General features: G+C 43.0%; 19 protein-coding genes. 10 read left to right on the top strand and 9 right to left on the bottom strand.

All coding sequences use genetic code 11. From position 1 onward, the window contains the following. Positions 1-33: 33 nt before the first annotated feature. The 4 genes from E1163_RS25340 (at position 34) to E1163_RS25355 (ending at position 3,187) form a co-directional block, all read left to right on the top strand. Positions 34-627, top strand: a complete 594-nt coding sequence (locus E1163_RS25340) for a DUF6134 family protein (RefSeq protein WP_155175665.1) — start codon at positions 34-36, stop codon at positions 625-627. Positions 628-690: 63 nt separating this feature from the next. Beyond that, on the top strand, positions 691-1,653 hold the full coding sequence (locus tag E1163_RS25345) for a sterol desaturase family protein (RefSeq protein ID WP_155175666.1): 963 nt from the start codon (positions 691-693) through the stop codon (positions 1,651-1,653). After that, the gene (locus E1163_RS25350) at positions 1,646-2,068 is read left to right on the top strand and encodes a VOC family protein (protein WP_155175668.1); all 423 of its coding nucleotides are present in this window, start codon (positions 1,646-1,648) and stop codon (positions 2,066-2,068) included. Before E1163_RS25345 ends, E1163_RS25350 begins: the two co-directional genes overlap by 8 nt. A gap of 99 nt (positions 2,069-2,167) precedes the next feature. Then, on the top strand, positions 2,168-3,187 hold the full coding sequence (locus E1163_RS25355) for a hypothetical protein (RefSeq protein WP_155175670.1): 1,020 nt from the start codon (positions 2,168-2,170) through the stop codon (positions 3,185-3,187). 85 nt (positions 3,188-3,272) lie between these two features. Here the strand turns inward: E1163_RS25355 and E1163_RS25360 are convergent, their stop codons facing one another. After that, positions 3,273-7,259 carry a pectinesterase family protein gene (locus E1163_RS25360; protein WP_155175672.1) on the bottom strand — a complete coding sequence of 1,329 codons (3,987 nt, stop codon included), beginning with the start codon at positions 7,257-7,259 and terminating at the stop codon, positions 3,273-3,275. A 630-nt stretch (positions 7,260-7,889) separates the two neighbouring features. On the opposite strand from E1163_RS25360, the gene E1163_RS25365 reads away from it, so the two are divergent. Then, positions 7,890-8,414, top strand: a complete 525-nt coding sequence (locus tag E1163_RS25365; protein WP_155175674.1) for a hypothetical protein — start codon at positions 7,890-7,892, stop codon at positions 8,412-8,414. Between the two features lie 22 nt (positions 8,415-8,436). Here the strand turns inward: E1163_RS25365 and E1163_RS25370 are convergent, their stop codons facing one another. Beyond that, on the bottom strand, positions 8,437-9,399 hold the full coding sequence (locus E1163_RS25370; RefSeq protein WP_155175676.1) for an App1 family protein phosphatidate phosphatase: 963 nt from the start codon (positions 9,397-9,399) through the stop codon (positions 8,437-8,439). A gap of 259 nt (positions 9,400-9,658) precedes the next feature. Here E1163_RS25370 and E1163_RS25375 point away from each other — a divergent pair, with 259 nt between their 5' ends. Continuing rightward, positions 9,659-10,546, top strand: coding sequence for a diacylglycerol/lipid kinase family protein (locus E1163_RS25375; RefSeq protein WP_155175677.1), 888 nt, complete (start codon positions 9,659-9,661; stop codon positions 10,544-10,546). A gap of 265 nt (positions 10,547-10,811) precedes the next feature. On the opposite strand, the gene E1163_RS25380 is transcribed toward E1163_RS25375, so the two are convergent. The 5 genes from E1163_RS25380 to E1163_RS25400 form a co-directional block, all read right to left on the bottom strand. Beyond that, positions 10,812-12,641, bottom strand: a complete 1,830-nt coding sequence (locus E1163_RS25380; protein ID WP_155175679.1) for an acyl-CoA dehydrogenase family protein — start codon at positions 12,639-12,641, stop codon at positions 10,812-10,814. Between the two features lie 79 nt (positions 12,642-12,720). Further along, on the bottom strand, positions 12,721-13,896 hold the full coding sequence (locus E1163_RS25385) for a thiolase family protein (protein WP_155175681.1): 1,176 nt from the start codon (positions 13,894-13,896) through the stop codon (positions 12,721-12,723). 88 nt (positions 13,897-13,984) lie between these two features. Next, complete coding sequence (locus tag E1163_RS25390) at positions 13,985-14,359, bottom strand: four helix bundle protein (protein WP_155175683.1); 375 nt, start codon at positions 14,357-14,359, stop codon at positions 13,985-13,987. A 40-nt stretch (positions 14,360-14,399) separates the two neighbouring features. Next, on the bottom strand, positions 14,400-16,802 hold the full coding sequence (locus E1163_RS25395) for a 3-hydroxyacyl-CoA dehydrogenase/enoyl-CoA hydratase family protein (RefSeq protein ID WP_155175685.1): 2,403 nt from the start codon (positions 16,800-16,802) through the stop codon (positions 14,400-14,402). After that, positions 16,799-17,260 carry a MarR family winged helix-turn-helix transcriptional regulator gene (locus E1163_RS25400; protein WP_155175687.1) on the bottom strand — a complete coding sequence of 154 codons (462 nt, stop codon included), beginning with the start codon at positions 17,258-17,260 and terminating at the stop codon, positions 16,799-16,801. The genes E1163_RS25395 and E1163_RS25400 overlap by 4 nt, the downstream gene beginning before the upstream one ends. Positions 17,261-17,505: 245 nt before the next feature. On the opposite strand from E1163_RS25400, the gene E1163_RS25405 reads away from it, so the two are divergent. Genes E1163_RS25405 through E1163_RS25420 form a run of 4 tightly spaced genes read left to right on the top strand, consistent with a single transcriptional unit; the run spans position 17,506 to position 22,262 of the window. Further along, a complete protein-coding gene (locus tag E1163_RS25405) occupies positions 17,506-17,841 on the top strand; it encodes a PadR family transcriptional regulator (RefSeq protein WP_155175688.1) in 336 nt (111 codons plus the stop codon). Next, positions 17,841-20,537, top strand: a complete 2,697-nt coding sequence (locus E1163_RS25410) for an ABC transporter permease (protein ID WP_155175690.1) — start codon at positions 17,841-17,843, stop codon at positions 20,535-20,537. Before E1163_RS25405 ends, E1163_RS25410 begins: the two co-directional genes overlap by 1 nt. Positions 20,538-20,588: 51 nt before the next feature. After that, on the top strand, positions 20,589-21,164 hold the full coding sequence (locus E1163_RS25415) for a Crp/Fnr family transcriptional regulator (RefSeq protein ID WP_155175692.1): 576 nt from the start codon (positions 20,589-20,591) through the stop codon (positions 21,162-21,164). A gap of 60 nt (positions 21,165-21,224) precedes the next feature. Continuing rightward, the gene (locus tag E1163_RS25420; RefSeq protein ID WP_155175694.1) at positions 21,225-22,262 is read left to right on the top strand and encodes an alpha/beta hydrolase family protein; all 1,038 of its coding nucleotides are present in this window, start codon (positions 21,225-21,227) and stop codon (positions 22,260-22,262) included. A gap of 49 nt (positions 22,263-22,311) precedes the next feature. On the opposite strand, the gene E1163_RS25425 is transcribed toward E1163_RS25420, so the two are convergent. Next, positions 22,312-22,638: a hypothetical protein gene (locus E1163_RS25425; RefSeq protein WP_155175696.1), complete on the bottom strand. Its 327-nt coding sequence runs from the start codon at positions 22,636-22,638 to the stop codon at positions 22,312-22,314. An 86-nt stretch (positions 22,639-22,724) separates the two neighbouring features. Beyond that, the coding region (locus E1163_RS30745) for a hypothetical protein (RefSeq protein WP_185156214.1) at positions 22,725-23,104 on the bottom strand (380 nt) is incomplete at its 5' end.

Here is a 23,104-nt window from a genome sequence, read left to right on the forward strand (position 1 = left end):
TAACTTTAATTATCTGCCATTGTTAATTAGCAAATGACGAGAAAAATTCTGGTTTATACAGTGTTTATGGTGGCTTCATTGATCGCAGTGTTTTCAACTCATGCTCAAAAGCTGGTTTACAGGATTGATTACAAAGAGGATTCTATCGGTTATATGATAGCCCGAAAATCGCTTAGCAACAATAAAGTTACTTACGAACTCGAAACCCGGGCGAAGTTCAGCCTGGTGCTCAGCTTCAACCATGCCGCATATTATAAAGCTGAATATGAAAATGATGTACTGACGGCATCACTGTCAGAGGATTTTTTAAACGAGAAGGAGCAATCCAAAACAACGGCCACGCTAGAACAAGGAAGGTATACTATAAAAAAGGATGATCAGATAAAAACAGAAAGCAGCCCGATTCATGAAAGCATTGCTTACCTTTATTTTAATGCTCCACTCAAAGCAGAAATTTTTTCAGAGAAACATGGCCAGTTTTGTTCGATCAGACAGGTATCCTCTAATAAATATGAGCTGATCAAACCGGATGAAAGGATTAATGTTTACTACTTTAAAAATGGCTTATGCCACAAAGTTGAGGTGAATACATCAATGGCCACGGTTTATTTAACCAGAATTAAATAACAGATTGTATAGCATTGACACACAATATCTTTAACTTTCAAGTTTCATAATTAAAGACATAGAATGGAAAAGGAAAAATTGACAGTTGACCAGGTTCTATCTATGGACCTCCCTAACATCATATTGTACGCAGCACCGGTAATGGTATCACTTGTTATTCTAGAATGGATAGTGAGTTTTCGCCAAAAGAAAGACTTTTATGACGGTAAAGATACTATTGCGGCAACTGTAATTGGATTTGTCAATGTAGGTATAAGTGCGGCAATAAAAATTGCAACCTTCGGTATCATCCTATTCTTCTATAATCTGGTTCCCTGGAGCATTCCACATACCTGGTGGGCTTATGTACTTTGCCTGGTTTGGATCGATTTCTGGAGGTATTGGGCTCACAGAGTTGCTCATGAAAATCGTTTCTGGTGGGCTACACATGTTACACATCATAACTCGGCCAAGTACAACTGGTCCGTTTCTTTCAGACTGGGGTGGACACAGCATATTAAAATAATTTTCTTCATTCCCGTAGCACTGGCCGGTTTCCATCCGGTTGTGTTCTTTATTTGTCATCAAATTGAAGTATTGTACCAATTTTGGATACATACGGAGTACATCAGAAAGCTGCCAAGACCTATCGAATACATCTTCACCACACCTTCGCACCACAGAGTGCATCATGCCAGAAATGCCAAGTATCTGGACAAGAATTATGGCTCTACCTTTATCATATGGGACAGAATATTCGGAACCTTCCAACCGGAAGAAGAGCAGGCAGAATATGGCATAACCACTCCTGTTAACTCTTATAACCCCGTCTATTTATGTTTCCATGAATGGGTGGATATTGTAAAAGATATTAGAAACTCAAAGTCATTGAAAGAAGCCTGGGTGATGACATTCACCCGTCCCAGCAAGCTGGAGGAGCGAAAAAAAGCCTTTAACAATACTATGGCAAAACCAAGCCCGGAAGTAGTACCCGTTACTGAAGAGGTAAATCCTGTTGAAAGAAAATTATCTGGTGTCAATGAATAATGTTCCTTTATTTCACCTGGCTTTTCCTGTCGCAGACCTTGAAGCGACCCGCGAATTTTATACTGAGGTACTGGGTTGCTCAACAGGCAGAAGCTCCGATCAATGGATCGATTTTAACTTCTTTGGTCATCAGGTAGTTGCGCACCTTAAGCCAGAAGAGGCAGGCTCATCACACACCAATGAAGTAGATGGTGATAAAGTGCCCGTCAAACATTTTGGGGTTATCCTGGAATGGCAAGCGTGGCACGACTTTGCAGAACGGCTTAAAAAGCACAAGATAAACTTCATTATAGAACCTCACATCCGGTTCGAAGGGCAGGTTGGTGAGCAGGCGACTATGTTTTTCCTTGATCCCAGTGGCAATGCATTAGAATTTAAGTCTTTTAAAGACCAGAGTCAGGTTTTTGCTCATTAAACGATAACAAGCCTGCTATCTGTTGCTCAATATTTCCAGTTGATTTTTTCAATAAATCAATTTTTCAACGTTATTTGAGTGTTATATAAACCTTGTACAATGCGAAAATCTCAGCTAATATTTATCCTGTCCTTATTCTTTTACTTTTCATCTTTCGCGCAAGACGACGTAAAAATTGTAAAACGACTCGATTCATTGCAGTATGGAGCGGAACTACCGAAGGAAATACTTCAGAGTAAATCGGTAGCACTGGTACAACTCCCGCCCAAAAGCACTAACCCAATGGTAAGGGGTGACTGGAAAAAGCTGGCAGAGCTTACACAGCCTGGATTCCAAAAGGCAAGTATCGATGTGGTAACGTACTACCATGTAGAAGATATTTATAGTGGGAAAGAATCGTATCTCGCCTTCATGGAAGAATTTAAGAAGAGGGAACTCGAAAATATTGTTTTCATTGTTCAAAAAGAGGGTTCATACCGCATTGTGCTTACGAAACTCAATGATGAAAAGGAGCTAATTAAAAAAGGGCAACCCGCCTGGCAAACCCAAAACGCTGATCTTTCTATAGCTCTTGATAATCTCTATAAAGCGGCCGCGAATTCATCACAAGACCGGGACAACCTTCTGATACTTGATGTACCCGAGTTTGGAGATATGGCCAAGACCATTGACGGAAGAAGGGGTGAGTACTATGACCTGAATTTCTCATCTGAAAAGCTGGCGGTACCAATTTTTGCAGATACTGCAAAAATCAATGCTGTAATGGCCAATTACCCCTACAAATATGGTTTTGTAGATCCCGATCTGGAAGAGAAAAAGGTGAGATCAGAGGGCTATCAATACATTTTGTATTATGTACACAGCACAGGGAAAGCTGTAAAAGAGATGTTGGAATATCCCGTTACTGATACGGAGACCGCCTATGTTTCTGAGGTGGTGAAAGATGGCCAGGCCAGAGTAAACTCATATAGTATTAATACTCCGGTGTATAAATTTTACATCAAACATATTTATTCAGGCAATACATTCCTTGGCAAAAAATGGGATGCTGCCCCCACCTGGGAGCAGGCGTTGACCAATTACATCGATAACCTTCGTACAGAATTGATACGCAACTAGAAATAAGCTTTAAAAGCACGCTAAATGATATTAAAAAAGGCTGTCCTGATTTTGAGGACAGCCTTTCTGCTTTAAAAGGAGCCAATTAATGAAGTATTAAACGCATTATGGCCGTCTGATCCTCCGTAATCAGTCTGACCTGATACAGTCCTGCTGGCAAACCCGAACAATCTAAGGAAAGCCTTTGCTCACCTGCAGGTAGGTTCTTTTTAGTAAATGATTTCACAATTTTACCGTCGGTTGTTAGAATCTGTGTAGCCACTTCCGAAGATCTGGATAAGTGAATCGAGATGTTGGTGACACCCCGCGACGGATTAGGATATAAACCCGGCCCTGATTTGTAAGTTTCATAAATTGCCGTAGTTACCGGTAGCTTTACTTCAATAGTATATATTGTTTTGCTGCCATCTTCCGCGGTAACAACTACCTGGTCCGAACCGGGTATGTTGTCAAATGCACCAATACTAACCTGAGCGGCAGAGCTTCTGGCTTCTGCAGAAACAGTTACTTTAGTGGTATTTTCAGGAACCTCAACTGTGTAGGATGTAACCAGCGGATCAAATTCAGGAACCAGAGTGCCTTCAGCAACCGAAAGAGATGATAATAAACTGTCGTTATCCAGAGATTCCATCTGCCCCAGAGGATCCCACCCATCGGTGCCTTTGGTAAAATTATAAGGAGTAATTTCTGTGCCATCCGCCAAAAAGGGAGTTGTCAATACGGTTGACCATGAAGCACGGCTGGCACTGTTATCTTCACCTGATGCCTCTATAGTACCGTATTCATACATACCGGGAGACTCGCCTGACAAAGAGTTTGACCAACCTGCCGGAGAGATCAATGATTTGCCTTCGGAACCTGGATATTCAGAGGCATCTACCCTGGTATTGTAAAAAACCACCTCACTTGTGCTGGCTCTCCAGGGACGTCCGAAGTAGCCAGGTTTGGCCGTGTTGACAGAGGCTGTTTCAACACCAGGAGTAGTTGATGTAACCCTGCACTCGTACATCAGGTATCCCCTGCCACTGCTTTGCTGGGCCGCCGTGAGGTATGAAGCATCATTGGATTGGTCACTGGTGTTCATAACCAGATCAGTTTTATAAAAAACCGCAGTCATGGCACCGAAAATGTAATCTACAGCACCCATCATAGCGCCTTCATAAACCAGGACTCTGGCGCCTGCACCTCCAAAAAAGGAGTCCTGACGGCCAATCACACGGCACCTGTCCAAAATTACTTTATCAGAATTATCAACTATAGCAATGGCCGCTGCCCGTTCTACATAGCTCCTGTTTTGTACAGCAGTATTGCCATAATCAGTCGGCCTTTCGCCTTTACCTCCAACTTCCCACATTACTACCACGTCTTCCGATTCCTTCTTCGAAATGTATTGATTAAAAGAGTTTTCAAAAATGATTTGACTGGCCTCAAAACCGTTAGCAGCAACTAAAACAGTGGCATTCCAGTACGAGCCTGATCCTTCATTGGAGTGAGACAAGTATCCGTTTTGTTTGTTTACTTCCAGTATATCCGCGTGCCACTTCCGGTCAGGGCCCATGCTGTAGTAGTTGTAGCCTAAGCCGTAATAACCTGTAATCCTCACTGCCCCTGCCTCTATATCAACTCCCTGATTTTTCAGAGCGATGCTGGGGGTTTCAGCAGCATTTTTCAGGGTTATATTGTTTTCTTTGATTACGAGCATTTCCTCGTAATTCCCAGGATCTATCATCACTGTCACGCGCTCGTCGTTATTTCTCTCCATTTTGGTAATCGCATCCAATGCCTCATTAATGGTTTTATAAGGTTTATCCACACCCACGTATATTTCCGGAGCATAATCAACGGCATCATAAACAGCAATTTCCGTTAAGTAGGTGGTAGATGCTGTGCTACCAATAGCAATGGTTGCATATCCTGGTCCGGAACCAGGGTATACGTAATCCACATGTTCTATCAAACCGGTTGAAGTAGTAACAGGATCACCTCCGTCAATAGAAAAATCGGCACTGAAATAGTATGAGACCCTTAGCTTTTTACCTGCATCTATAGGTACCTGGATCGTTGCTCCGGATTTGGTCGAAAGGTGGCCCTTCGCAACGTTATTAGACATGTTACCGCTGAGCAGTAGCCCTTTATAGGAAGTAGTGCTGCCTGATATTGCCTGATCATCAAACGACCACACGGTAACAGGAACAAAATCCAGTTCTTTTGAAGTAACTCCACCATCCACAGTCAGGTTAGAGGTTAAAGCCATCTGTAGAGGATAATCATCCAGTCCGTTATAACTAATTACATAAGTGCCATCACGTAAAGCAACATCATTTATAGATGAAAAGGTGTACGCATAACCCTCTTCATGCCGGTTGCTGAAGGTAAGACTCAAATTACTCAACTGAGAATTGTCCAGGCCAGATGTGGTTATATCTACATCATAAACAGGTTTTGGAGCGAATACTATATCACTGCTTTGATCTGATGTCCCGATGGTTATCGTGCTTTCGGTAATGTAGTGGTCATTAACTCCCAGAGCAGAAATGGTATACTCAACTTCAGGCTCCAGTTGAATGGTATATGAGGAAGAATTTAAATTGATTTCAGGCTCTGGTATAAAAGTTTTATTCGCAGCAGGATCAGGCGTATATGTTAGTTGTAGGCTGGAAATATCGGCTCCCAGGCCTGTGATATTACCACTAACCGTATAAAGTTCGATCTGCTCAACGGTTATATCAAAGTTAGTAGTTGCTTCGGTTACTTCAAGGGTGCTGCTACTGGTTATAAAATAACCGGCAGCATCGGTTAATTCCAGTTCGTAGGTATATCCGGCAGGCAGTTCTATGCTGTATTGCCCGGAATTTACCACAGACGTCCAGGTTTTACCGGCTTGGTTTGTAAAGTGTATGCCGTAGCCGTTTGGAATGCCACCGGCAAGACTTTCGTCTACTGATCCGTTTATTGTAGCATAGGTGGCATCCTTTCTATAGATCCTGTAGTAGCTTGGCTTGGCCTGGGTATCAAAAATTCGGTAAGTTCCGGCTTGTTTGGCAACAAATTGGAGTTCTGTAAGATTCGTGCCTACGGCCACTTCGTCTGTCTGCGCACCGGGGTCAGCTACATATTGGAAATTAATTATTCCATCGGCATCTGTTATCAACATTACAGTCACCTCGTCGTCCTCGTTCAATGTAAGGCTCATATATCGGCCTGCATTGGCTCTGGAGTTGACATAAACCCGACCAGTATAGCCTGAAACGCCGGATAGGTTTTCATCATACCTTGTTAGGTTGGTATTGGTAGTCCTTAAGCGGTCGCTGGTACCACCTACCCAGCTTAACACTCCTGATGAGAAGCTGGGCAGCACATTGCCGGAAGTACCGGGAGTTATAGACCCGTCATACCAGGAGTTGATTTCTGACTCGGTCAGCATATTATTGTAGGTTTCGCTATTGAGTTGTTCCGCCCCAAAGTCCCAAACATCAATTTTGCCATTGCCTGGGCTTATCTCAGGAGCATTTTCAACAGCAATAGCATGAATGTATACCGTACCCGAAGATTGCAATGTAGCCTTAACAACTCCTGCATTTCCTGAGTAAGCAAAGCTTACAGGAAAACCATCGGCCTCACCAGTATTTTCAGCAACCATACTACCAAGCGGACTACCGTCCTGATCCGTTAAGTTGAATACAGCATTATCGGCGCTATAAGTACAGGTTGTGAGCGTAATTATAGCGTCACCTGCCACTTTGACCTCAAAAGAATTGGCATTGTACATTGCAGCCCCATGCGACGGATCATGCCACCATAGCTGTGTACCTTCGTTACTCTTCAGGATTAAGAGACTATCGCTGCTTGCGAATGTATCATATTTAATTTCTGTATCCTGAGGCATTTCACTCCCATCTGTAAGGTTATAGGTGTAGGTAGTACCGGGTTCAGGTTGAAGGGTTAGGGTGCTTTTGTTAATAGTGTCAATATCCTTTCCCGGATAATTGGGTTGGGCATTTACCCATACTGTTCTCATTGCTGAAGTGATCAGTAATAAGATGATAAAGTAAGGTCTGAGATTGTTTTTCATAGGATGGTCTTATTTATAAATTAATCATATTTCAACATTATGTAATCGATTGCGCAAATCAAGCAAATTCAGCCTCTATTGCTACAATTTCGCTATACTTGATTTGATTTGTTGTTCGGCTTCTATATAAACCGGACGGCGTATTTAACTAAAATACAACAGTAGGGGATAGCCGCTGTAAGTGTAAAAAAGAAGGGCTGCCACTTTATTGATCTTACCAATCAGTGGTAAAATAATAACTATTCACCATCACATAAACGCCCGAGTTTCAAAAAAGGAAATATATTTCTCAATATCAACCCTATTAAGCGTTTAATTTTGCTAAATCACATAGAATACAAATAAAATAATGAAATAATATTATTTGCCATAAAACGCAGATATTCAGCACTATAATAAAAACCTTCGATAATTATAAGCTTTTTGTCCGGTTACCGTTTAGAATGTTGAAAGCATATACATTTAAGAATAACCAATTTTTTAAGTAAGAACCAGGTCAATTTTTTGTTCTCAACATCATGGTTATCAGCACTTTGTAAGAGTATTTTGATTTTGGCACGCAGGTTGTTCTTCTACTGAATTATTTAGGGGTTTTCTTCGTTAGCGTACGGAGGTTAAAGTTAAAGCAATATGAAAAAGAAAAGTTTACTTATGGTGGGATTGCTGTTAATAATAGGAGACGCTATGGCCGAAATGGCGGCCGCAACCTTTATGGCAGCAGCAGAAGGACAAAAGATCCAGGTTATTATTGACAAGAAGGTAATTAACAGTGAACCGAAAAGAGTAGTAAAAATTAAAGGAGCCGGAGGAGTACACCAGGTAAAAATTAAAGTCTTTAAAGGACCTAAGCTATTTACGACCAAAGAGCAGTTGCGCATAAGAGCTGGTTACAAAAATGAGTTTACCGTTTTTGTGAAGCCTGACCGTAGCCTTGAGGTAAAACGAACAAGATCAACCAAAATATACAATTCACAATATAAACGCCCTGACAGATTTTACAACAGACGGTTTTATGCCGGTATTAAAACACGCCATAGAATACCAAAGGTCCGAATTCCTCAATTGGATCAACGAAAAAATTATCTCGCCCAAAGTGCGACAGACCATAAGCGGTATGTAGCTGTCACTGAAAATCATAAGGCAGCGATTTGCTAATTATATAGGTTAAGGCGGCTGATCAGCCGCCTTTTTCATTGTTGTCTTCAGACTCTACCAACTGCCCCACCAGAGATGCAGGCCGCTGGCTCTGGCCTCTCGTTTCCTCTACTACATAAAGCATTTCTTCTCTTGATATTAGTCCATTGTCATAGGCATGCCGTGCCGCCTCTTCGGTGTCGGTAACCAGGAGCATTTCCACATTATGCTCCAGAAGTTCACGCGCAATGGCATTTACTTTTTCATCCTTTTTGGATTTGGATACGTCCCTGATATATATGGCTTTTACCCTCTCCGGAAACTGGCGTGTAATCTCTGCATAAAGTAAACTATCCCTTTGCCCGCTATCGCCAATCAATATAAAAGGCAAATCATCAAAGGTCGACATCAGGTGCTTTATTTTTTCCAGTTTGTGATAATGGTTGCCTCCACCTGATGTTATTAATTTCCACAAGCTGGTTTTCAGATCCTGTAGCAGGAAAGGTCCTTTGGGGATATTTCTCACTTCGCAAAAGTCTTCGAGAAAATCATATAAGTTCCACTCGCTGCTACTAACATAAAACACCGGATTTTGTATAGATCTGTCTGCTCCCTGGTGAAGGGCATTGTAAAAAGCCGCCACACCGGTAAATGGCAGTCTGGTCTTTGAGTTTTTGGTGAGGATAAGCCTGAGTTTACTCAAAACTTTGGTAGCATGAGATATGAGGATGGTGTCGTCCACGTCAGAGATCACTCCGTATCTGGCTTCCCCATTCCGGTGGATATAAACTTCTCCCTCAACCTCGAGCTCTTCCTGCTCTTCAACGATTTTATCCAAAACTTTATACCTTACCTTATGCCAGCCGGATACGGCCAACGGCTCATTAAAAATGAAGTCTTTTTCAAAATAGCCATTGCTGTCAGTTTCAACAACACACTCCTGGTCAAATAAAAGGATCTCGACCCTGACATCAGGAATCGGGCTACTCATGTAACGACTGATCATAGCCCTGAAGTTTTTACGGCTTTTATCCGTGTGGGCGGATTCATATAAAATCCGGTCATCAAGCACATGTCCTCGAATGTGGACGAGCTTGCTGGTGCCATACCCGCGATAGGGCAAAATAATAGGAGGAGCCAGCAGCCCGAGCCTCTTCTTGATACGAAGAGACAGCTTTTTGATCGGTTTACGAATAAACTTTTTAATGGTGGTTTAGTTTTATTTTATAACTAATAAGGCCATCTTAATGTTCCTATTATAATCTATGAATAAAATACTATTTGTAGTCAATCCTATCTCCGGAGGCATTGACAAATCAGACCTCAAAACGGAGCTCAAATCTTGCTGTACGGAAAGCAATGTAGCATTTGATTTAATAGAAACAAAAGGAGAAGATGATCACCGGTTGATCTCGGAAGAGATAGAGAAAAGCAAACCGGATGCTGTGGTAGCTTGCGGTGGAGACGGCACCATTAATCTAGTGGCGCAGGTATTGCTGGGCAAGGGCATAAGTCTGGGAATAATTCCTCTGGGTTCTGCCAATGGGCTGGCTACCGAACTGCTTATTCCAAGAAATGTAAGGAAAGCCGTCAAGATCATTGTCAAAAATTATGTTATTGACATGGACGTCCTCCGCATCAACGGCAAATTTCTTTCCCTGCACCTCAGTGATGTTGGCTTTAACGCTAAATTGATCAAAAATTTCGATGAAGGTGGTTCACGGGGTAAACTGGCTTATGCGGCACATTTTTTTAAGGTGTTGTTTAAAAAGGCCCCCAGCAAATACACCTTCATAATGGGGGAAAACAGTTTCCGCCGAAGGGCCGAAATGGTAGTGTTTGCCAATGCATCAAAGTATGGCACCGGAGCAGTGGTAAATCCGGACGGATGCCTGTACGACAAGAAATTTGAGGTTTGCATATTCAAGCCGTATCCCTGGTATGCCATATTCAGGCTGGCATTCGACTTTTTCACCGGGGGAATGAAACAATCTCCGTACGTTAAAATATTCTCTACCACCAACATAGTGGTAAGATCAAAAAAGAAAGTGCCTCTCCAGGTGGATGGAGAAGTAATGGGAGATTTCAAGCAAGTAAAGGTCACTCTTGAAGATGTTCAGTTGCCCATCATAGTGCCTCCGGGATTTAAGTAAAAAGGGAAACAAACGTAAAACCTGTGGAGTAAATGGACTCGAAAGTAAAGCAAGCAATGTGAAACTTGACACTAAAAATCAGTAAACCGCGCTTATTGTTATTATTATACGAGTTTGCCCACTGCTTTTGCCGATTGCTGATTAACAACTGTCTGTCAGCAAAGAGGTGAAAATTTAGGGGCTCCCCAGAAATTCCGCTTATCTAAAAAGGGAAGCTGCTGGCAGCCTCCCTTTTCGTGTTTAGGTTTGTGGTAATATATTCTGCTTAAAAAGGATATTGATTTTTAGCGATAACATGGTCTGCTATCCTTCTCCTTGCCTCTTTAAGGTTAAATGGTTCCAGTTTGGTAAATCTCTTCAGTCCCATCAACATCATTCTCTGCTCATCACCTTCAGCAAAAGCATAGATGGCTTGCTTACCTGCCGCTGCTGCTTTTTCAACTGCCTCATACAGATATACTCGCACCATGTCTGTTTCCAGCTTCATGGCTTCTTCGCCTTTCTGACCGATCAATTTCTCTACACGAAGTAAGCACGACTCTGCCACGTAACCTTCAATAAGCATATCAGCGAGGTTCATCAGTATCTCCTGCTCATCGCTCAGTTTTTGCATGAGCTTCTGAACAGCAGCACCGGCTACCATCAGACCCGCTTTTTTCAGGTTTCTAAGTACTTTCTTTTCCTTCGCAAAGATCTCGTCTCCATCAGAAGCACCAAAATCAGGAATAGACATCAGCTCTTTTTGTACCGCCATTGCAGGGGTCATCAGGTCGAGCTGGCCTTTCATGGCTCTCTTCAACAGCATATCGATAGAAAGCATTCTGTTGATCTCATTGGTTCCTTCAAAGATCCTGTTGATACGGGCATCTCTGTAGGCTCTGTCCATCGGGCTTTCTGCGGAGAATCCCATACCGCCATAGATCTGCACACCTTCATCAGCTACAAAATCCAGCACTTCCGAGCCATGCACTTTAAGGATAGCACACTCGATGGCAAACTCTTCTACAGATTTAAGTCTGGCCTGAGCAGGCTCCATTCCCTGAGAAGTAAGCGATTCATAAGCATCATCGATGTTCTGGCCTGCTCTGTAGTGGGCAGATTCAGAAGCATAAACTTTAGTTGCCATTTCTGCTATCTTATGCTTGATAGCTCCAAAGTTAGAAATTGAAGTTCCAAACTGCTTTCTCTCATTGGCGTAGTTCGTAGCATTGTCTATAATGGCTTTGCTACCACCAATAGCGGCTATACCCAGCTTGGCACGACCGATATTCAGGATGTTAACGGCAATCTTGAAACCGTTTTCTCTCTCTGAAAGCATGTTTTCCACAGGGACTTTGCAGTCGTTAAAGAAGATCTGGCGTGTAGAAGATCCCTTAATTCCCATTTTCTTCTCTTCTTCATTCATGGTAATGCCACCAAAACCTTTCTCTACTATAAATGCAGAAAGGTTTTTATCGTCATCAATTTTTGCAAACACGATAAAGACGTCGGCAAATCCACCATTGGTTATCCACATTTTCTGGCCATTGATGATGTAGTGCTTGCCATCATCAGTCAATTTGGCTTTGGTCTTTCCGGAGTTGGCATCAGACCCTGAATCCGGCTCTGTAAGACAGTAAGAAGCTTTCCACTCACCTGTAGCGAGTTTTGGAAGGTATTTGGCTTTTTGCTCTTCGTTACCGTAGTAGAGGATTGGTAAAGTACCAATACCGGTATGTGCTGAAATAGCTACGGCAAACGAATGGCCTGCTCCCAAAACTTCTGCTACAAGCATTGAGGTATTGAAGTCCATGCCGAAGCCACCGTACTGCTCAGGAATAGATGTACCTAGAAGTCCCAGTTCACCGGCTTTATCCAGCAGTGAAGGCATCAGCTCGGGCTGCTTCATAGAGTCCAGCTCATCCAGCTTAGGATAAACCTCCTGATGAAGAAAATCTTTACAAGTCTGAGCAATCATTTTTTGCTCTTCTGTCCATTCTTCAGGGGTAAATATTTCTTTGGCTTCAGTTTCCCTGATTAAAAACTCACCCCCTTTTATTGCCGACGCAGTTCCGGCCGGCACTTCTTTTGATTGTTCTGTTGCTGTAGTGCTCATAATATTAAGATTATTAGATCCGGGATGAGAGATGTGAGATATTGAAAATCACATCTGCCGTCCCATTAGATTGTTAATGTTATTTCAAAAATTCATAAATACCGGCTACGCCTTGTCCACCACCGACACATGCCGTTACCATACCATACTTGCTTCCATTTCTTCTGCGCATTTCGTTAAGCAGGGTGATAGAAAGTCTTGCTCCGGTGCTTCCAAGCGGGTGGCCCAGTGCGATAGCTCCTCCGTTAACATTGATTTTGGACATGTCCAGGTCAAGGTCACGGATAACTGAAAGTGATTGGGCCGCAAAAGCTTCGTTCAGTTCTATCAGATCGATATCGTTGATCTTCAACCCGGCTCTGTCGAGGGCTTTTGGAATAGCATAAGTTGGCCCTACACCCATAATACGCGGCTCTACACCTGCTGCGGCATAGCTTACCAGTCTTGCTACAGGCTCCAGACCCAGCTCTTTCACTTTTCTCTCCGACATTACCACCACAAAGGCTGCTCCGTCGTTGGTAGGTGAAGAGTTACCGGCTGTTACTGATCCTCCGGCGGCGAATACAGGCTTAAGCTTACCCAATACCTCTTTAGAGGTTTCCGGCCTCGGCCCTTCATCAGTGTCTACAGTAAATTCGCGGGTTTTCTTTTTGTTGTCTTCAACATAAGTTTCCTTCACAGTGATCGGCAGGATCTCATCTTTGAATTTACCCGCTTTTTGTGCCTCCACTGCTTTCATATGCGAATTGTAGGCAAATTCATCCTGATCGTCACGTGAGATTTTCCACTCCTGGGCTATTTGCTCAGCAGTAAGTCCCATGCTGGTGTAGTAGTCAGGGTGCTCTGAAGTGATGTTGTAATTCAGCGCGGTTTTATATCCCATAACCGGCACCATGGACATGGATTCGGTACCTCCGGCTATCACCACATCGGCCATGCCTGCATTGATCTTTGCTGAAGCCAAATGAATAGCTTCAAGCCCTGAGCCACAGTATCTGTTTATTACCATACCCGGAGTGTCGATACCCAGGGCCATCAGGGAGATCATTCTTCCCATTTGCATCCCCTGCTCCGCTTCCTGCACGGCATTCCCTACGATCACATCATCAACCATATTGTTTTCCAATCCGTCGATCGATGACATGAGGTGCTTAATAATATCCACAGCCAGATCATCAGGTCGAGTAAAGCGGAAACCGCCTTTCTTAGCTCGTCCTACGGCTGTTCTAAATCCTTTTACTATATATGCGTCCATTGTAGTATTTTAATTATTTTGTACGTCTATTTCGTTTTGTTTCCTTTTGCTTTTGTTAATCAGCAATCGGCAAAGGCAGTTGGCAACCTTAGCCACTCGTATACTTTTCAGGATAATTGATCATATGATTTAAAAGTCGTCCGATTTCTGCGGCCTCCTTATCAAGATTATCTTTTATCTCCGCTGTTATGTAATTGCACTCTTTCGCAAAATCCAACCATACCTGGGTTTCGCTGTTTTCCATATCTGCGTCTGAAGTTTTACTAATAAAGTGAGCCGGATAAATCCTTTTCCGGTATGCTTCAGCTATCGAAGTGGATACCGATCTTGAAGATCTCCTGATTTGATCAGTTAGAGAATAAGTTTCTTCCTTTGGAAATGACTTTGATACTTCAAAAATTTTCATTGCCAGTTCAAAGGATTTTTTGTAAACCGTAAGCTCTTTAAAACCAAAATTCTTCATTCATTTAACAATTTTGCCGACTGCATCTGCCTATTGCCTACTAGTTTCTAAGCGGTTTCCCCGTGGTCAATATCGACTGTATTCTTTCCAGGGTTTTCTTCTCTCCGGTCAGGGACAGGAAGGCTTCTCTTTCGAGGTCGAGCAGGTATTGCTCTGAAACTTCCTGTGGATATGACAGGTCTCCGCCGCTCATTACGTAAGCAATTTTGTTGGCAATCTTCACATCATGGTCTGAGATGTAGTTACCCATTCTCATACCATTCACTCCGGCCATAAACAAAGCCATACCGGTTTTACCCTGTACTTTGATGTTGGTAGCCTGGATCGGTTGTGTATATCCTGCATTGGCCAGCTCCAGCACTGTGGCTTTGGCGTCTGCTATTTGTCTGTCTTTGTTGATCGTGATCTTATCTTTCGGACGGATGATGTTCATGCCCATAGCCTCATGTGCCGAGGTGGCAACTTTGGCCGTAGCAATATTCATAAATGCATTTTGCAAAGCATTTAACTCCACATCACCTTCTTCTATGGCATCAGATACGCGCTTGGTCAGCTCCTTCGTTCCGCCACCACCGGGTATAAGACCAACACCAACCTCTACAAGACCGATATAGGTTTCGGCTGCTGCCTGTACCACATCGGCGTGCATGGTCATCTCACAACCTCCACCAAGGGTAAGGCCATGTGGTGCCACTACTACGGGAACAGATGAGTAGCGTACTCTCATCATGGTATTCTGGAAATGACGGATCATGAAATCTACTTCATCAAACTCCTGCTCTATGGCATACATAAATACCATTCCCAGGTTGGCTCCGGCAGAGAACTGCGATCCCTGGTTACCGATCACCAATCCGCGGTAATCTTTTTCGGCCATATCTATGGCGCGGTTGATCCCTTCTACGACTTCTCCACCAAGGGTGTTCATTTTGCTGTGGAACTCGACATTCAATACGCCATCTCCAAGATCAAAGATGGTGGCTCCGGCATTGCTCCAAAGCACTTTGTTTTCGCGGATGTTGTCGAGAATGATATATTCGTCAGCTCCGGGAACGGGCTTGTACGATTTGGATTCTATGTCGTAATAGTTTCTGACACCGTCTTTTGCCGTGTAGAAGGATTCGATGCCTGAATCCAGCATGTCATAAACCCACTGGTTAGGTTTATAACCCATCTCTTCCATTTTCTCAACAGCCTTCTTCACGCCAACGGCATCCCATGTTTCAAACGGACCTACTTCCCAGCCAAAGCCTGCGCAAATGGCGTCATCAATTTTATAAAGTTCGTCAGCTATTTCAGGGATTCTGTTGGAAACATATTTAAACAAAGCATAGAATGAGTCTCTGTAGAATTCTCCCGCTTTGTCTTTTCCTGAGAATAAAGGCTTAAACCTTTCTTTAAGGTTTTCGATAGGCTTGGTAGCTTCAAGTGTGCCAAACTTAACCTTTTGCTGAGGCTTATATTCTAAAGTTTTAAGGTCGAGGGTAAGGATTTGAGTTTTGCCTTTTTCATCTTTGGTTTTCTTATAAAAACCCTGGCCGGTTTTATCTCCCAACCACTTGTTCTCTTCAAGCTTCGCTACTACTTCCGGTAATTTGAAAGTTTCACGTCCTTCGTCGTTAGGCAGTCCCTGGTAAAGGCCATTGGCCACTTTGATAAGGGTATCCAGGCCTACAACATCCGAAGTCCTGAATGTGGCTGACTTGGGCCTTCCGATTACCGGGCCTGTGAGTTTATCCACTTCGTCAACATTCAGGTCGAGCTTCTGCATAGAGTCGATCACCTTAAGAATGGCATAAATACCAACTCGGTTGGCGATGAATGCAGGTGTGTCTTTACAAAGTACCGTTGTTTTACCCAGGTAAAGATCGCCGTAGTGCATCAGGAAATCTGTTATCTCAGGGTCTGTTTTCGGTGTAGGGATGATCTCGAGTAATTTCAGGTATCTCGGAGGGTTGAAGAAGTGCGTTCCACAGAAGTTCTTTTGGAAATCTTCACTTCTGCCATCCAGCATCAGGTGAATCGGAATACCTGAGGTGTTGGATGTGATAAGGGTACCTGGTTTGCGGTGTTTTTCTACCTGATCAAATACTTTCTTTTTGATGTCAAGATTTTCCACAACTACCTCAATAGTCCAGTCGCAATCTTTGATACCGGCCATATCATCGTCGAAGTTACCTAACGTAATTCGACTGGCAAAGGCCTTGTCGTACAAGGGAGCCGGCTTCGATTTTATTGCAGACTCAAACGCCTGGTTAACAATTCGGTTCCTGACCGCTTTGTTTTCCAACGTAAGCCCTTTCTTCTTTTCATCCTCCGTTAGTTCACGGGGCACGATATCTAACAACAGCACTTTTACTCCAATGTTCGCGAAGTGACATGCGATCCGGGAACCCATGATCCCCGAACCCAACACTGCTACTTTGTTAATTCTTCTGGTCATTGTTGATTGATTGTTTTTCCGTTTTCGTATATATTATTATTCTCTATAATTCCATTGATGTCGTTGATCACCTCAAAAAAGACTTTGAGTTTTGAATCCGGGATTTTGGCTCGTACAGCTTCATTGAAGGCTAATACGGTTTTCCTTGAAACTTCCTTTTTCTCTTTGCCTTTTTCTGTAAGGTGAATGCGTACAGATCGTTTATCGTTTTCGTCAGGCTTGCGATATACAAGCCCTTTCTCCTCCATGTTTTTTAGCACACGGGTGAGGCTCCTGGATTCAAGGCCCATTAGCGGGGCGATCTTTGTGGCCGGTGTACCTTCTTTCGAAGAAATATTAAGCAGAACAAAACCAATCGAGGTTGTAATCTCCTGCTTCACTGCCTGCTGGTTGTACATTCTGGCTATCGCATGCCAGGCAGTTTTAATATTGTGGTCAATTGTTTCTTCTCTCTTCATTTATTTGTATCTTATATATATCGCCAAAGCTTATTTTACTTTCTTTGGCAACCGGCACCTCGGTATTTGGAACGATGGATAACAAATATAATAAAATTTGTTATGCATGCATACCAATTATGAAGAAATTTTACAGCGCTCCGTTTCCCTCTAATAAGCAGCCAGTTAATTTTTTTGGAAGAGCCCGTGCAACCTTTTAAATATACCGGCGTCTTATACCTAAGACTCTAATGTATTAAACACTTATGCATTCAAAAGAATTATTGAAAGGGACATTGCAGATGATCATCCTTAAACTTCTTGCCGATGAGGGTAAAATGTATGGCTACGAAATCACACAAAAAGTAAAGGAGTTGTCTGATGGGCAAATGGTGCTGACGGAAGGGGCGCTCTATCCTACTTTACATAAGCTGGAAGCCGAAGGATTATTGGTTACTGAGAAAGTGGCTATGGGGAAGAGGATAAGAAAATATTACCGACTCACTGAAACCGGTCAGTCATCTGTATTGAAAAAGGTAGATGAATTCACGAATTTCATCTATATGATGAGCCGTGTATTGCAAATTAAACCCGCTTTGTAATGGAGCTCTCCGATGAACAAATAGATTATATCCAAAAGGATATCAACTACCGGGGCATCGTGCTCGAAGATCTGGAAGAGGAGCTGCTCGACCATGTCTGCACACTGGTGGAAGAAAGGATGTCTTCGGGGGAAAGGTTCATTGATGCATATGATGCGGTGATCCAAAGCTTCGGCTCTGATCAGGAAATTCAACAGGTTCAAAATCAAACACTCATTTTATCAAATAACAACGCAAAAATCATGTTCAGGAATTACTTCAAAATAGCCATCAGGAGTTTATCCAAGCATAAATTCTATTCGTTTATTAATGTGGCCGGGCTGGCTGTCGGTTTGGCCTGCTGCATGCTCATTGCCTTATTTGTTGGCGACGAATTAAGCTACGACAGCCATCATGAGCATAAAGACAGAATATACCGGGTAGTGAGGCATGGAAGCTTCAACGGAAATGAATTTCATTTTTCTGTTAACCCTGCTCCTTTGGCATCTGCTCTTGTAGAAGAGCTTCCGGAGGTAGAGAAAGCGGTAAGGTTCCGCAGCCGGGGTACCTATTTGGTTACAACGGATGCTATGACTGAGAGCTTCAAAGAAAACCGGCTGATCTTCTCCGATCCTGATTTCTTTCAAATATTCAGTGTTCCTCTTATTGAAGGAAGTCCTGAAACGGCCCTGAAAGACCCGATGTCTATAGCTATAAGCAAAGCCATGGCATCCAAATATTTCGGACAGGAAGATCCTATGGGCAAAACCCTGACACTTGATGGTGACGAGGAGTATCATGTTACGGCTGTATATGAAGATATGCCCACCAACAGCCATTTGCAATTCGATTTTCTAATGTCGATGTCGTCTCTCGAAGAAAGTAAAAACACTGAGTGGCTCAGTAATAATTTTTTTACTTACTTCCTGCTTAAGGAGGGTACGGATGCGAAGGTTTTTGAGCAAAAACTGAATGACATGACGGAGCGTCATTTAGAGCCGGAAATCATGGCTTACATCGGCAAGTCTCTGGAAGAGTTTAAGGAAGCCGGTAATTATGTGGTATTTAATATCCAGCCACTGCAAGATGTCTATCTCTATTCAAATTTTATTTTTGATATTGGCCCAACGGGAGACATTACCTATGTATACCTGTTTGCGGCTGTTGCCATTTTTATTCTGGTCATTGCCTGTATCAATTTCATGAACTTATCCACAGCCAGATCTTCTAACCGTGCAAAAGAAGTGGGTGTACGTAAGGTGTTAGGTTCATTCCGCTCTCATTTGATCAAGCAATTTCTTCTCGAAACTATTCTACTCTGCCTGGTGGCTTTTGTTATAGCAATCGCTCTGGCTTCCATGGCCATTCCTTTCTTCAATGATTTGGCCGGTAAATCCATTGAGATACCACTTGGCAGCCCAATTTTTTATGGGGTCATATTTCTATGCGCTCTTTTCATTGGCCTTTTGGCTGGCGTTTATCCTGCCTTCTTCCTAAGTGCCTTTAAGCCCATCAACGTTTTGAAGGGAAAGCTAGCCCTGGGTACCGGTAGTAGCCTGATCAGAAGTGGCTTAGTAATCTTTCAGTTTTTTATCAGCATTTTGTTGATCATAGCTACTGCTACGGTTTATCAACAATTGAATTTTATTCAAAATAAAAAGTTGGGGTTCGCCAAAGACCAGGTATTGATTATCGGCGATGCTTATATGCTCAATGAAAAGATTGATCCGTTTAAAAAGGAAATAGAGCAGCTCCCTCAAATTACAAGTGCGTCTTTATCAGGCTACCTGCCGGTGCATGGATATAACCGCAGTGACATCAGCTTCTGGGAAGATGGTCAGGAGCCTTCTCAGAACAATATGGTAAATATGCAGATCTGGAGGGTGGACGAGGATTATATCTCCACATTGGGAATGGAATTGATAGATGGTCGTAATTTCAATGAAGAGCTGGCGTCTGATTCCAATGCTATAATTCTTAATGAAGCAGCATTCAGAGCCTACGGATTTAAGAAGTCAAGTGATAACCATGGCCTGCTTACTTTCCATTTTGACGGCGAAACAGGGGTGGTCTCCAAGGATGTTTATGACAAGTATAATGTTATCGGCGTTGTCAGGGATTTTCATTTTGAATCCATGAAAGAAGACATTAGCCCGGTCGGCTTATCTCTTGGTCGCAATACCAGTGTGATCTCCGTGAAGTTTGCTACGGAAGACATACAAAACGTATTAGCTTCGGTGGAAGATACATGGAAAAAATTCGCACCTGAGCTGCCTTTTAATTATTCGTTTCTGGATAGTGATTTTGGCACCATGTACAAAACAGAAAAACGTGTAGCGACGGTATTCACCGTATTCTCAGGGCTGGCCGTTTTTATTGGCTGCCTCGGCTTGTTTGCTCTGGCAGCTTTTATGGCCGAGCAGCGGACCAAGGAAATTGGTATCCGCAAAGTGCTGGGTGCTTCGGTTGGCGGAATAGTATTCATGCTATCCAAAGAGTTTAGCAAACTGATCATCGTGGCTTTTGTTATTGCAGTGCCTTTGGCCTGGTGGGCATCTTCGCAATGGCTGAGTAACTACAGCTATAAAGTGGAGATTGGTTTAGGGCTATATCTTGTCGCCGGGTTGATCGCTTTTGTTATCGCCTGGCTCACGGTGGGTTATCAATCTGTCAAGGCTGCGCGTTCCAACCCTGTCAATTCTTTGAGAAATGAATAAATTTATTGAGATTTTCAGGGTTGTTGTTAAATCCTGAAAATCCCCCTTTTAATGTTTAAGCTACTCAAGGATAAATTAATTTCAGAAGGTTGTTTCAATGCCGGCCAAATAGAAGAGCTTCTCTCCTACTTTCAGCCTTTAGCCACCGAAAAGGGACAGATCCTGCTACACAAAGGGGAAACGTCGAGGTATTTATATTTTATCAACAAAGGTTGTTTGCGGGTATTCTGTATTCAGCCCGATGGTAAGGAGTCTACCCGCTTTTTTGCCTTTGAAGGGAGGTTTGGAACGGCATTTCCAAGTTTTATTTTACAACAACCTTCTGTTGCACTGATTGATACTGTGGATAAGTCTGAGTTATTAAGAATCAACTATTCTGATTTTCAGGCATTGCTTGCAACGGTGCCTGGCTGGGAAACTTTATATCGCAAAGAGCTGGAACGCGATTATGTGGATAGCATTCTTCGTATAGAATCGTTCGTGACGATGAACGCGGCTGAAAGGTATCAGCGGATATTACAGCATGAGCCTCATTTGATCCATCGACTGCCAAACCGGATCGTGGCCAGTTACATGGGAATATCACAGGAAACTTTGAGCCGGTTGAAATCAGATCGCCGTTTTTGACATTTGTCAATGTTTCTTACTGCTCAAGTCGGTACCTATGCAAAATAAAAAGTATCCGATATGCATAAAGTACTACCCATTATAGTCTTTGTATTTTTCACGTGTAACGCAGGCGCCCAATCTTATATAGGTCAGCAAACTTTGGAATTATACGACCAGTCCAGGAGCCGGCCTGTAATTACTGAGATCTGGTACCCAAGCTATAAAGCTCCCATAGAAGCTGATGTAAAATTCAAGACACCTTTTGTAAGGGAAACAACCACGCGAAATGCTCCCCTACCTGAAAAGAAACTGCCACTGATTATGTTATCCCACGGCACGGGTGGCGGAAGGCTCACTTTGGAGTGGCTGGCTGCAGGGCTTGTGAAGCAGGGATACATGGTAGCTGCGGTGGATCACTGGGGAAATACTTTCGATAACAAAATCCCGGAGCAATTCCTTAAATTCTGGGAACGGCCCAAAGACATTTCTTTTGCCACCACAGCACTGCTGTCTGATGATAAAATCGGCCAGACGATTGATAAGGAAAAAATCGTGGTAGCCGGTTTTTCCCTTGGCGGCTTTACGGCTATTGCTCTTTCAGGAGCCATGCTGGATTATGAACAGCTCATGGCATTCACCGGCTCTGAAAAAGGTGAGAAAGAGGCAGATATTCCTGAGCTGCACGATTTACCAGATTTGTTGAAAAATGAGGCATTTATGGAAAAGCTTTTGGAGGAGTACAAAAACTCCGGATCACTAGCAGATCACCGCATCAAAGCAACTCTGGCTATTGCACCGGCGCTGGGGCAAGGCTTCAAAAATGAGGAACAAGTCCGAAGCATTAACATTCCTGTTTTCATCATAGGAGCAGAAGGCGACGAAATAGCTCCTATAGAAACCAATGCTGCCCATTACCATCAGCTCATTGAGGGATCTGGTTTTTTCCTGTTTGAAGGTGAGGTTGGTCATTATGTTTTTCTCAACGAGACCCATGTGCCCATGACGGGTGACGCTGCAATATTCTTTAGGGATCACGCCACCGTAGATAGAAATCAGGTACACCAGAAAACGATCGAGTTATCCACAGCGTTTTTTGAGAAGTGTATAAAGGATTAGCAAGATGTTGCCGCAGAGTTTGCTTCTGCGGCAACTTACCCCAAGTGGATCAACTACATTTGCAGCCGGAGCCTGTAACCCATTGGCAACAGGATCCGCCACACTCATTTTTGTTCTTACCCGAACACCCGCAGTTTGCTGTCGTGGGACAGCCGCTGCTTCCTGAGCCGGAAGTCCCTTGTTCACATGCTACCCCATCATTATCGGCATCCAGGTCGCCGTGGCATTTTGGGTTAGCATTGTAGGCCGCCTGGGCATCAGCCTGGCTGGCGTAGTCTGCACAATTGGTATCAGGACAGCTGCTCTCTTCTGCTGTACATCCCGAAAAACATAATGCCCCTGCAAACACCATTAGTAATAGAAATATTCTGTTCATGATTTCTCCTTTTTCAGCCAATTAAGACTGATGGAGGGTGTTTGGGAAATTTGTTTTCCGGGTGGTGGGGTTTGGTTTCCGAGTGATTATTGCTCATGGAGCATAACCAATTCCCGTCTCTTTACTATAGCCACCACTTCAACGGCAACATTCAACCCATATAATGTAGAAGGATTTTTTATACCAAGGTAAATGAGGAAATTGGGATGAAACTCTAATTCAACAATTCCGGATTTAAAATTCTTTCTTGTTCCCTCAGTATAGTACCTAAACTCTTGCTTTGATTCAAATAGATTTAAATTATCGTGGTTCACTAAATATATATCACAATAATCAGATCCAGGGGGTTGAGTCAACTGGTCTATTCCAAAGCTTAAAGTACCTGTTCCGTCAATAAAAATTTTAGATAAATCTGATACTAGGCTAAGGTTTTGCTTTACTTTATTATTTTCCTCCTCACTTCTCT

It is taken from the genome of Fulvivirga kasyanovii (assembly GCF_009711405.1).
GTDB classification, from domain to species: domain Bacteria; phylum Bacteroidota; class Bacteroidia; order Cytophagales; family Cyclobacteriaceae; genus Fulvivirga; species Fulvivirga kasyanovii.

Excerpts from the sequence above, each read along its gene's own strand:
- E1163_RS25340 (WP_155175665.1), top strand. The coding sequence starts at position 34 with ATGACGAGAAAAATTCTGGTTTATACAGTGTTTATGGTGGCTTCATTG.
- E1163_RS25345 (WP_155175666.1), top strand. The coding sequence starts at position 691 with ATGGAAAAGGAAAAATTGACAGTTGACCAGGTTCTATCTATGGACCTC.
- E1163_RS25350 (WP_155175668.1), top strand. The coding sequence starts at position 1,646 with ATGAATAATGTTCCTTTATTTCACCTGGCTTTTCCTGTCGCAGACCTT.
- E1163_RS25355 (WP_155175670.1), top strand. The coding sequence starts at position 2,168 with ATGCGAAAATCTCAGCTAATATTTATCCTGTCCTTATTCTTTTACTTT.
- E1163_RS25360 (WP_155175672.1), bottom strand. The coding sequence starts at position 7,259 with ATGAAAAACAATCTCAGACCTTACTTTATCATCTTATTACTGATCACT.
- E1163_RS25365 (WP_155175674.1), top strand. The coding sequence starts at position 7,890 with ATGAAAAAGAAAAGTTTACTTATGGTGGGATTGCTGTTAATAATAGGA.
- E1163_RS25370 (WP_155175676.1), bottom strand. The coding sequence starts at position 9,399 with ATGATCAGTCGTTACATGAGTAGCCCGATTCCTGATGTCAGGGTCGAG.
- E1163_RS25375 (WP_155175677.1), top strand. The coding sequence starts at position 9,659 with ATGAATAAAATACTATTTGTAGTCAATCCTATCTCCGGAGGCATTGAC.
- E1163_RS25380 (WP_155175679.1), bottom strand. The coding sequence starts at position 12,641 with ATGAGCACTACAGCAACAGAACAATCAAAAGAAGTGCCGGCCGGAACT.
- E1163_RS25385 (WP_155175681.1), bottom strand. The coding sequence starts at position 13,896 with ATGGACGCATATATAGTAAAAGGATTTAGAACAGCCGTAGGACGAGCT.
- E1163_RS25390 (WP_155175683.1), bottom strand. The coding sequence starts at position 14,359 with ATGAAGAATTTTGGTTTTAAAGAGCTTACGGTTTACAAAAAATCCTTT.
- E1163_RS25395 (WP_155175685.1), bottom strand. The coding sequence starts at position 16,802 with ATGACCAGAAGAATTAACAAAGTAGCAGTGTTGGGTTCGGGGATCATG.
- E1163_RS25400 (WP_155175687.1), bottom strand. The coding sequence starts at position 17,260 with ATGAAGAGAGAAGAAACAATTGACCACAATATTAAAACTGCCTGGCAT.
- E1163_RS25405 (WP_155175688.1), top strand. The coding sequence starts at position 17,506 with ATGCATTCAAAAGAATTATTGAAAGGGACATTGCAGATGATCATCCTT.
- E1163_RS25410 (WP_155175690.1), top strand. The coding sequence starts at position 17,841 with ATGGAGCTCTCCGATGAACAAATAGATTATATCCAAAAGGATATCAAC.
- E1163_RS25415 (WP_155175692.1), top strand. The coding sequence starts at position 20,589 with ATGTTTAAGCTACTCAAGGATAAATTAATTTCAGAAGGTTGTTTCAAT.
- E1163_RS25420 (WP_155175694.1), top strand. The coding sequence starts at position 21,225 with ATGCATAAAGTACTACCCATTATAGTCTTTGTATTTTTCACGTGTAAC.
- E1163_RS25425 (WP_155175696.1), bottom strand. The coding sequence starts at position 22,638 with ATGAACAGAATATTTCTATTACTAATGGTGTTTGCAGGGGCATTATGT.